General features: G+C 30.1%; 10 protein-coding genes, 1 rRNA gene and 1 riboswitch. Of the genes, 8 read left to right on the top strand and 3 right to left on the bottom strand.

The window, feature by feature from the left end; translation table 11 throughout:
• Window positions 1-90: ribosomal RNA gene (gene rrf, locus M2651_RS01335) — 5S ribosomal RNA — on the top strand; the annotation flags it as partial.
• Window positions 91-263: 173 nt separating this feature from the next.
• On the opposite strand, the gene metF is transcribed toward rrf, so the two are convergent.
• Window positions 264-1,166, bottom strand: coding sequence for a methylenetetrahydrofolate reductase [NAD(P)H] (gene metF, locus M2651_RS01330; RefSeq protein ID WP_252130522.1), 903 nt, complete (start codon window positions 1,164-1,166; stop codon window positions 264-266).
• A gap of 247 nt (window positions 1,167-1,413) precedes the next feature.
• Window positions 1,414-1,518: riboswitch (SAM riboswitch) on the top strand.
• A gap of 103 nt (window positions 1,519-1,621) precedes the next feature.
• Between metF and M2651_RS01325 the strand changes: the two genes are divergently transcribed.
• Window positions 1,622-2,899 (top strand): O-acetylhomoserine aminocarboxypropyltransferase/cysteine synthase family protein, encoded by a 1,278-nt coding sequence (locus M2651_RS01325; protein ID WP_252130521.1) that lies wholly within the window; start codon window positions 1,622-1,624, stop codon window positions 2,897-2,899.
• A gap of 89 nt (window positions 2,900-2,988) precedes the next feature.
• Here the strand turns inward: M2651_RS01325 and M2651_RS01320 are convergent, their stop codons facing one another.
• Together M2651_RS01320 and M2651_RS01315 are read right to left on the bottom strand one after the other, a co-directional pair.
• Window positions 2,989-3,936, bottom strand: a complete 948-nt coding sequence (locus tag M2651_RS01320; protein ID WP_252130520.1) for a magnesium transporter CorA family protein — start codon at window positions 3,934-3,936, stop codon at window positions 2,989-2,991.
• An 88-nt stretch (window positions 3,937-4,024) separates the two neighbouring features.
• Window positions 4,025-5,215, bottom strand: coding sequence for a zinc-binding metallopeptidase family protein (locus M2651_RS01315; RefSeq protein WP_252130519.1), 1,191 nt, complete (start codon window positions 5,213-5,215; stop codon window positions 4,025-4,027).
• 174 nt (window positions 5,216-5,389) lie between these two features.
• On the opposite strand from M2651_RS01315, the gene M2651_RS01310 reads away from it, so the two are divergent.
• The 6 genes from M2651_RS01310 to M2651_RS01285 all read left to right on the top strand — a co-directional run bounded on the left by M2651_RS01310 (window position 5,390) and on the right by M2651_RS01285 (window position 10,080).
• Window positions 5,390-5,602, top strand: a complete 213-nt coding sequence (locus M2651_RS01310) for a sigma factor G inhibitor Gin (protein WP_252130518.1) — start codon at window positions 5,390-5,392, stop codon at window positions 5,600-5,602.
• Window positions 5,581-7,023 carry an aminotransferase class I/II-fold pyridoxal phosphate-dependent enzyme gene (locus tag M2651_RS01305; RefSeq protein WP_252130517.1) on the top strand — a complete coding sequence of 481 codons (1,443 nt, stop codon included), beginning with the start codon at window positions 5,581-5,583 and terminating at the stop codon, window positions 7,021-7,023. Before M2651_RS01310 ends, M2651_RS01305 begins: the two co-directional genes overlap by 22 nt.
• Window position 7,024: 1 nt before the next feature.
• Entirely contained in the window at window positions 7,025-7,642 is a 618-nt protein-coding gene (gene tmk, locus M2651_RS01300) for a dTMP kinase (RefSeq protein ID WP_252130516.1), read from the top strand.
• Window positions 7,643-7,753: 111 nt separating this feature from the next.
• Window positions 7,754-8,083 (top strand): cyclic di-AMP receptor DarA, encoded by a 330-nt coding sequence (darA, locus tag M2651_RS01295; RefSeq protein ID WP_252130515.1) that lies wholly within the window; start codon window positions 7,754-7,756, stop codon window positions 8,081-8,083.
• Between the two features lie 99 nt (window positions 8,084-8,182).
• Window positions 8,183-9,130 (top strand): DNA polymerase III subunit delta', encoded by a 948-nt coding sequence (locus tag M2651_RS01290; protein WP_252130514.1) that lies wholly within the window; start codon window positions 8,183-8,185, stop codon window positions 9,128-9,130.
• Window positions 9,131-9,168: 38 nt separating this feature from the next.
• Window positions 9,169-10,080 (top strand): PSP1 domain-containing protein, encoded by a 912-nt coding sequence (locus M2651_RS01285; protein WP_252130513.1) that lies wholly within the window; start codon window positions 9,169-9,171, stop codon window positions 10,078-10,080.
• The last annotated feature ends 7 nt before the right edge of the window (window positions 10,081-10,087 follow it).

The following is a 10,087-nucleotide window of genomic DNA, read 5'->3' as shown; positions in this document are numbered from 1 at the left end:
CCCGTTCCCATTCCGAACACGATGGTTAAGCTTCACAGTGCCGATGGTACTGCAGGGGAGGCTCTGTGGAAGAGTAGGTCGTTGCCAGGTAGTTATTGAAACACTAAGCTTAAAGTTTAGTGTTTATATTTTTAGTTTTAAATGAAAATGCAAAATAAATGAGCCGTAAAGATTATATTCTTAATCTTTACGGCTTATTTATTAATTATTTCATAAGTCTACTATAAAAAATTTAATATGGTTTAATAAAAAAATAGCTATATCTAAATAGATAACTTTTCTTCTTGTTTTAATATATCTCGAATAGTTGAAATGTTATCTATAATTCTTCGTGTAGTTTGAGGACGATTCATAGTATAAAGATGTATTCCATCCACACCCCAGGATAAAAGATCAATAATCTGTTCTGTAGCATAAGCTATCCCAGCTTCTTTTAAAGCTTCCGGATTGTGTTCATATTTCTCCATAATTCTAACAAATTTTTTAGGAAGTTTAGTACCGCATAATGAAATAATACGTTCTATCTGATTTTTATTGAGAACAGGCATTATCCCAGCAGATATTGGTATAGTTATATTTTTTGCCACAACTTTTTCTTTGAAATTATAGAAAAGTTCATTGTCAAAAAATAATTGTGTAATTAGAAAATCTGCACCTGCATTTACCTTATCTTTTAATCTTTGAATATCTAATTCTAAATTACTGCACTCAATATGACCTTCAGGATATGCAGCAGCAGCTACGCTGAAATCTTTGAATTCTCTAATATGGTTTATTAAATCTTTTGCATACTCATAATGAAGAGGATTAGGAAATTCAAAATTTGGATCATTTGGTATATCTCCGCGAAGAGCAAGTATGTTTGAGATATTGTGTTTTTTAAAATTCATTAAAATATTTTCTATTTCATTTTTTGTAGAAGCTATACAAGTAAGGTGAGCTAGAGCTTCAATACCATATTTATTTTTAATTATAGACGCTATTTCTAAAGTTCTATCCCTATTACTTCCACCAGCACCATAGGTTACACTTATGAAGTCCGGCCGCAAATCTTTTAATGCTTCAACTGTATCATATATAGTTTCTATAGGATAATCTTTTTTAGGTGGAAAAATTTCAAAAGAAATTACAGGTTTTCTTTTTAAAAACATATCTTTTATGAACATTTTAAGCCCCCTTAATCATAAAAATTATATTTTAAAATGAATAATATTAAAATATCTATATTCACTAATTTAAATTAATAAAGAAAAATATGTATTAAAAAATATTGTAGCAACAGATAAATGATTTGTCAATGAAATATAATTGGTGTCAAGATAATAAAAAGAGTAAAAATAGCTCGAGTATTTTTTTAAAATTAATATTGACATGGAAAAAAAATCATGATAATATCATATCAACTTAATAAAGAGCTTATCAAGAAAGGTGGAGGGACTGGCCCGAAGAAGCCTTGGCAACCGGAACATATAGTTTAGCGGTGCCAATTCCAGCAGGTATAAACCTGGCAGATAAGAATACTATGAAGATTAATCTTCTTGTAGTTTTATCTGCAAGAAGATTTTTTATTTTATTGAGAATATATACAATAACAAAAATAAATAAACAGGGGGCAAATATCATGAGTAAAAATTTTAAATTTGAGACATTACAAATTCATGCAGGACAGGAAATAGACCCAACCACAAAATCAAGAGCAGTTCCAATTTATCAAACTACATCTTATGTATTTGATTCACCTGAACATGCTGCGGCGTTATTTGGCCTTCAGCAGTCTGGTAACATTTACACAAGAATGATGAACCCAACAACAGATGTACTAGAAAAAAGAATTGCAGCACTTGAAGGCGGTATTGGTGCATTAGCAGTTTCTTCAGGAATGGCAGCAATAACTTATTCAATACTAAATATTGCATCTGCAGGTGATGAAATAGTTGCAGCCAGCACGCTTTATGGCGGAACACATACTCTGTTTTCTCATACACTTAAAAACTATGGAATAAATGTAAGACTTGTTAATCCGGATAATGCGGAAAACTTTAGAAGTGCTATAAACGAAAAGACAAAGGCTGTTTTTATAGAAACTATAGGAAACCCAGGAATAAACATAATTGACATTGAAAAGGTAGTAGAAATTGCTCATGAAAACGGTGTTCCAGTAATTGTAGACAATACTTTTGCAACACCATACCTTTGCAGACCTTTTGATTTTGGAGTAGACATTGTAATTCACTCTGCAACAAAGTTTATAGGAGGACATGGTACTGCAATTGGAGGAGTAATTGTAGATTCAGGAAAGTTTAATTGGAATAATGGAAGATTTCCAAAGCTTGTTGAGCCAGATCCAAGTTATCATGGACTTTCTTATTATAACGTATTAGGTCCTGCAGCTTATATCTCAAAGCTTAGACTTACATTGCTTAGAGATACAGGAGCATGTATATCTCCATTTAATGCTTTCTTAATTTTGCTCGGTCTTGAAACACTTTCTTTAAGAATAGAAAGACATGTAGAAAATACACGAAAGATTATAGAATTTTTAAAAAATCATCCTAAAGTAGAATGGGTAAGCTATCCAGAGCTTGAAAACAGCAAATATAGAGAATTAGCTAAAAAGTATCTTCCAAAGGGAGCCGGAGCAATATTCACTTTTGGAGTTAAAGGCGGTTATGAAGCAGGTAAAAAGCTTATTGCAGGTTTAGAGTTATTCTCACATCTTGCAAATGTTGGAGATGCTAAGTCTTTAGTTATACATCCTGCATCAACTACACATCAGCAGCTTACAGAAAAGGAGCAGCTTGAAGCAGGAGTAACTCCAGAGCTTATAAGAGTTTCTATTGGAATAGAAAATGCTGATGATTTAATTGCAGATTTAGAAAATGCATTAAGCAATATATAAATTTAAGGGTGGAAATTAAATTTTCACCCTTAAAATAGTAAAAGTATATAATATTTAGTATTCTTAAGTTATCAACTAGTTGAACTAGTTTAAAATAAATCTTTTTTCTTTAGAATAACTATTACTATTAAACAAATAATAGTAGTTAATGCAAGAACATACCAGAAACCAAAAGGGGTAACACTTTCATTCCATGGTACATTAACGTTCATACCAAATAAACCACTCATTATAGTAGGTATGGACATAACTATTGTTATAGAAGCTAAAAATTTCATTACAATATTTAAATTGTTTGAAATAATTGAAGCAAAAGCATCCATTGTTCCACTTAAAATATTACTATAAATGTTTGCCATTTCGATGGCCTGTTTGTTTTCAATTATTACATCTTCAAGAACATCAGTATCTTCAGGATATTTTTGCATTATATCAAGCTTAAGCATCTTTTCTAGAGTTATTTCATTAGATTTTAATGAAGTTGAGAAATAAACAAGGGATTTTTCTAAGGATAAAAGCTGGATAAGCTCTTTGTTTCTCATTGACTTATGAAGTCTTCTTTCGATCATTAAGCTTTTTTTATCAATTTGTCTTAAATATATTAAATAATAAGTTGAAATTTTATAAAGAATTTGAAGTATAAATCTTGAGCGTTTGAAAGTAAAGAAAGATTTAACTTTTCCTTCAATAAAATCATTAAGTATTTTACTATTTTTTAAACATACAGTTATTATTTCTTTTTCAGTATGTATAATTGCAAGAGGATAAGTATCATAAGTTAAAGAATTAGCCTCCATTTCAGTAAAGGGGATATCTACAACAAAAAGCATATTATTATCTTCAAAGTCTATACGAGAAGTTTCTTCCTCATCCAGGGCTGCTCTTAAAAATTCTATAGGGACTCCTGTTTTTTTGGAAACTAATAAAAGTTCTTGATCGGAAGGTGCAACTATATTTATCCAGCAACCTGGTTCAACAGCATCCAGTTTTTGAAGAGGGCTGCCTGATTCATCTAAATGTTTGTATATTGTAATCATAATAAATCCTCCCTAATAATAAATTAAGAATGAAGAAACTCTTCATTCTTAATAATATTATACCTTATATAAGGGTATTGTCTATATTTTATAGTTCTTTACAAGGCTTATTCTTGTGTTTTTTAATATTTTCATAAAATTCAACCTTAACTTCTTGAAGAAGTTCTTCCTTTTCTAATAAATCAAGACCAGTTATAGCAAGAGCGGAAGCAGTTTTTAAAACTTTATCTAAAGCAAAGTTTGAAATTGTAGCTGAAGCAAATTCAGTAGTAGAATATTTTATAGATTTATCTTCAACTATAGAAATATAAGGATGTATACAAGGAACTACATGACTTACAGTTCCAAGACTCAAACCAGCAAAGGTATTTTTAGGCTGTACAGTATCTATTATGCCCACTTCTTTTAAGTTATGAGCAAATATTCTGGAAAGAGATTTATTTGGAATTAATTCATCATAAGGAAGTTCTGGTATAGATATTTCATATTCTAAATTCATCAAGCTGCTTACAGTCTTTGCAAGTTCTTTAACCTTTTTTTCAATATCACAGGCTTGAAACATTTTAGGTGTTCTAATATAAAACTTTAAAGTTGATTCCTTTGAAAGAAGACAAGGTGAATTACCATTTTCAATAATAATTCCATCTATAGTACAATCTTTTTCAAATCCATTTTTTAAAAAGCTTAGAGAATTAAATATAAAAGTACATGCATCTAAAGATGAGTATACACCTTCTTTTGAGTTAAAAATTGCTTCTTTACTTATATATTTAATTTTTACTGGAAGTACTGCCATAGAAGTTCCTGTTTCAGCATTTTCTACATCAGGATGAGCCATGAGCACTACATCTATATCTTCAAAAGTACCTTGCTTTGTCATTGTTACTTTTGCTCCGCTTATAAATTCACCAGGACATCCTAGTACAATTATTGTTCCGCTTTTGAAATTCTGCAACACTTTAGCTAATGAAAGTGAAGCACCTATAGACATGGCTGAAATAAGGTTATGACCTGTAATATGTCCTTCTTTTGTAGCAGCATCATATTCACAGATATAGCATATTTTTGGGTGACCGCTTCCGTACTCAGCGTAGAAGGCAGTAGGTATTTGAAGATAATTTTCTGTAACTTTAAAATTATTATTCTTCAACATATTTATTAAATAATTACAAGACTTATATTCGTAAAAACTTTCTTCTGGATTTTCATATAAATACTTGGAAAGATTAAATAAATCCTCTTTTATAGTGTGAAGATAGCTTATTATTTTCTGTTTCATATGTATATCCTCCATATTTCTTAAATCATATATAATATTGTTTCCTTAAAATACATAATATATTTGAGTAAAATATAAAAATTTAAGTGGACAAAATAAAACTGGACAAGAAATTGAATAAAATATAGTAAAAGAGGCAAAAATTAAAACATATAAATTTTCAAGGGGGAAAATATGAAAAAACAAGTTTGTATTGTATGCAGAAAGCCTCTAAATAGTGGTATAATAATTAATGGAAAGAGAATTTGCAAATGCTGTGAGGAAAGACTTGTAAATTCTGATATTAATACAGATTTTTATGAGTATTATAAAGATTGTATAAAGAAGAACATCGTTCAATTTATGTTACGAGGAGAGGAAGTTACTTGCCAAAATTACCACTTGTAGAAGGAATTATTAAATACATTAAAGAAAATAATGTGTCCTTTTCTATGCCTGGACATAAAGGTGGATCAGGATTTTTAAGCACAGAAATCGGTAAAGATTTATATAAAAATTTTCTAAAGGCTGATATAACAGAAGTAGATGGAGTGGATAATCTTCACAAGCCTGAAGGTATAATAAAGGAAAGTCTGCAACTTTTAAGTGAATTTTACGGCAGTAAAAAATCTTACTTTTTAGTTAATGGAAGTACCAGCGGCAATCTGGCTATGATATTTTCATGTTTTAAGGAAGGTGATAAGGTCATAGTTGAGAGAAATTGCCATAGATCCATTTTTAATGCAATAATAATGAGAAAGCTTGAGCCTGTATATATAAGAAATAAAATAAGCAGTAAATACAATGCTCCAATGTCTATAGATATGGAGCATTTTTTACGTATAATCTGTGAAAATAGAGATGCAAAAGGAATAATAATTACATATCCTAATTATTATGGAATATGCACTGATTTAGAGTTTATTATTTCTGAAGCTAAAAAATACAATATGCTGGTATTAGTAGATTCAGCTCATGGTGCTCATTTTGGAGTTCATAAAAGTCTGCCAGAAAGTGCATTAAAGCTTGGGGCTGATATGGTGGTTATGAGTTCTCACAAAACCTTGCCTAGCCTTACTCAGACTGCTTATCTCCATGTTGGAGCTAATATAGATATAGAAAAGGTTGATTTTTATGTGAGCAGTTTTTTAAGTACAAGTCCCTCTTATATGCTTATGTGCTCTATGGATTATGGCAGATATTATTTAGAAGAGTATGGTGCTTATGCTTATGAGGTTCTCCTTGAAAGAGCAAACAGGTATAGAAAGAAATTGAATAAATTTACATGGCTTCATGTATTAAATGAAGAGGATATAAAAAATGAAGTGAGTATATTACAGAAAAAATTTTATATGCTTGATTTAAGTCGTTTTGTAATAAATGTAAAAAAAGGATATAGTGGGATTAAGCTTTTAGATTATTTAAAGAGTAATAAAATACAGTGTGAGATGAGTGATTTATCAAACGTAGTACTTATATTTTCACCTTTTAACAGTGAAGAGGATTTTAAGTGTCTTTATGAAGCGTTAGAAAAGTGCAACCCAGAAAATATAAAAGATAAAACAGTTAATTTAAAAAATATTTATATACCAAAAACAAAGTTTTTGCCGTGGCAGGCTCTGGAGAAACATAAATATACTGTGAATTTAAATGAGGCAGAAGGGAAAGTGTGTGGAAAACAGGTAGTGCCTTATCCTCCAGGTGTACCGCTTTTAAATATAGGAGAAATTATAGATTCTGAAGTAATAGATATGATAAGATATTACTTGCAAAATGGTATAACAGTACTTGGAATAGAAGAGCACAAAATAACTGTGATGGAGGAATAAAATGAACAAAGGATTACTCATAACCTTCGAAGGTCCAGATGGCTCGGGTAAAACTACTCAAATATCTATGTTAAAGGAGTATTTAAATAATAAAGGGTTTGAAGTTATTTATACAAGAGAACCTGGAGGTACTAAGATAAGTGAAAAAATTAGAGATATAATATTAGACAATAAAAATAGCGAAATGTCACCAATGTGTGAAGCGCTTTTATATGCTTCAGCCAGAGCACAGCTTGTTCAAGAAGTTATTAAACCTGCTATAGAAAGTGGGAAAATAGTTATTTGCGATAGATTTGTTGAATCTTCCATAGTATATCAGGGTATAGGAAGAAATCTTGGAGAAGACAGAATAAGAAGCATTAATGAAGCTGCAACAGATGGTCTTAAGGCAGATATAACCTTTATGCTTACTATTCCCTTTGAAGAAGGACTTAGAAGAAAAGCAAAACAAAAATCTTTTGATAGACTAGAAAATAGCGGAAGCGAGTTTCATAGAAAGGTTTATGAAGGCTATATGAACTTAGCAAAGTCAGCAGATTATATAAAAGTTGTTGATGCAAATAAACCAATTGAGGAAGTACATAAAGACATTTTACAGTTGATAGAAAATTTATTATAAAAAATTAATGATAATACAGATTTTCTACTAAATTTATGTTGCATAAATTTAGAAAAAGATGTAAATTTATTATAATTATAATTTACTATAAACAATAAGGAGGGATACTATATGAAACTTATTATCGCTATAGTTCAAGATGATGATGCTGGTGAGCTTATAGAGGTTTTAACTGATGGAGGATACAGAGTTACAAAGCTTGCCACTACTGGTGGATTTTTAAAATCTGGAAATACTACATTGATGATAGGTGTGGAGAAAGAAAAGGTAGATACAGTATTAGGCATAATAGAAGAAGTTTGTAAAACTAGAAATCAAATAGTAACATCACCTTCACCGGTAGCTGGTTCTACAGGAGTATATGTACCATATCCAGTAGAGGTTGAAGTAGGTGGAGCTACAATCTTTGTTGTAGATGTAGATAAATTTATAAAAATATGATAAATTATATATATTCAATATAATATCTTGCTAAACTATAAGTTTAAGCTTTGAAATTAGATATTTTATGCTTATATTAAATTAAAGTAGGCGGTAAAGTTGAAGCTTGATGAAATAATTGGTCATGAAAATATAATAAAACAAGTTAATAAATCTATAGCTATGGGCATGTTTTCTCATGCCCATCTTATTGTAGGTGAAGATGGTATAGGAAAAAGTTTGATTGCTAAAGGTATTGCCTTAAAGCTGCTTGGTAAGGATATAGATAAAGAGTATGCAGATATTAAAGAATTTAGAGTTCCTCATAATAAGCAATCTATAGGTATTAAAGATGTGGTTGAAAGTATAATAGATGAAATTAATAAAAAGCCTTATGAGGGAGATAAAAAGGTTATAATAATATATGAGGCAAATAAGATGACTACAGAAGCTCAAAATGCTTTTCTAAAAACTATTGAAGAACCGCCTAAGGGAGTTTTTATTATTTTGCTTTCTGAAAAGCTTGAGGGAATATTAGAAACTATAAAATCAAGATGTCAGATTCATAAATTACAAAGACTTAATTTTAATGAAATGCATAGTTTTTTAAATAAAAGATATCCTAATCTTTCAAGTAAGGAAGTTAAATCTATTATTGCCTTTAGCGATTGCATACCAGGAAGAGCGGAAAAATTTATTGAAGATAAGGCTTTTAAAGAAATAAGAGATAAAACCCTAAGTATTCTTATGGACATAAATAATAAAAAGCCTAGAGAATTTTTAAAGTATGAAGAATTTTTTATAAAGTATAAAGGTGATTGGCAGGAAGTACTAACCTGGATTTTATCTTACATTAGAGATATAATGGTGTATAAAGAAACGGGAAGTGAAGTTTTGATAATGAATCTGGATAAAATTGATAATATAAAAGATGCAGCTTCTATGTTTTCTTTTAATAGATTAAATGATATTATAGAAGTGGTAAATGAAACTAGGCAGAGGCTTGAAAGGAACGTAAATACTTCGCTTACTTTTAGCAGCATGCTGTTTAAGTTTTTAGATACATAATTATTAGACGTGTTGTTATCCATATTTAGGAGGCATTTATGATAAAAGTTGTAGGTATCCGTTTTAAAAAAGCGGGTAAAATATATTATTTTGACCCTAGTACAGTAGAGGTTCAAAAAGGTGATAATGTTATAGTAGAGACAGCAAGAGGTATAGAATTTGGAGAATGTGTTACAGGGCCAAAGTTTATAAAGGAAGAAGAAGTAGTTTCACCTCTTAAATCTGTAATAAGAAAAGCAAGTGAAGAGGATGAAAAACAGCATAAGGAAAATAAGATTAAGGAGAAAGAAGCTTTTAACATATGTTTAGAAAAAATTCAAGAGCATAAGTTGGTAATGAAGCTTATAGATGTAGAATATACTTTTGATAATAATAAGGTTATATTTTATTTTACTGCTGATGGAAGAATAGATTTCAGAGAGCTTGTAAAGGATTTAGCCACTGTTTTTAGAACTAGAATAGAACTGCGTCAGATAGGGGTTCGGGATGAATCTAAAATGGTAGGAGGTCTTGGACCTTGTGGAAGACCTCTTTGCTGCTCAAGCTTTTTAGGAGATTTTGTGCCAGTATCTATAAAGATGGCAAAGGAGCAAAATCTATCATTAAATCCAACTAAGATTTCTGGCATATGCGGAAGACTTATGTGCTGCTTAAACTATGAACAGGAAACTTATGAGGATATAAGAAAAAAACTTCCAAGAATAGGTTCTATTGTTGATACAGAGGATGGTATAGGTGAAGTTATTTCAAATAGTGCTGTTAGAGAACTTGTTAAGGTTAAAATAAAAACAAAAGATGGAGAAGAATTAATAAGAGAATATAAAATTGATAAGATTGCTTTAGTCTCTGGAGGCTTTGAAGGAATAATAGATGAAGATGAAATCGAAATTGAAATTCAGGATTCAGATGCTGATGTAAAAGAGATTGATGAGCTGTTTAAAGAAAACTAAAGGAATA

The sequence above is a fragment of the Clostridium caldaquaticum genome, from assembly GCF_023806125.1.
Lineage (GTDB): Bacteria > Bacillota > Clostridia > Clostridiales > Clostridiaceae > Clostridium_AT > Clostridium_AT caldaquaticum.
The sequence above is the reverse complement of the archived record's forward strand: the minus strand, read 5'-3'. Positions and strand labels throughout refer to the sequence as shown.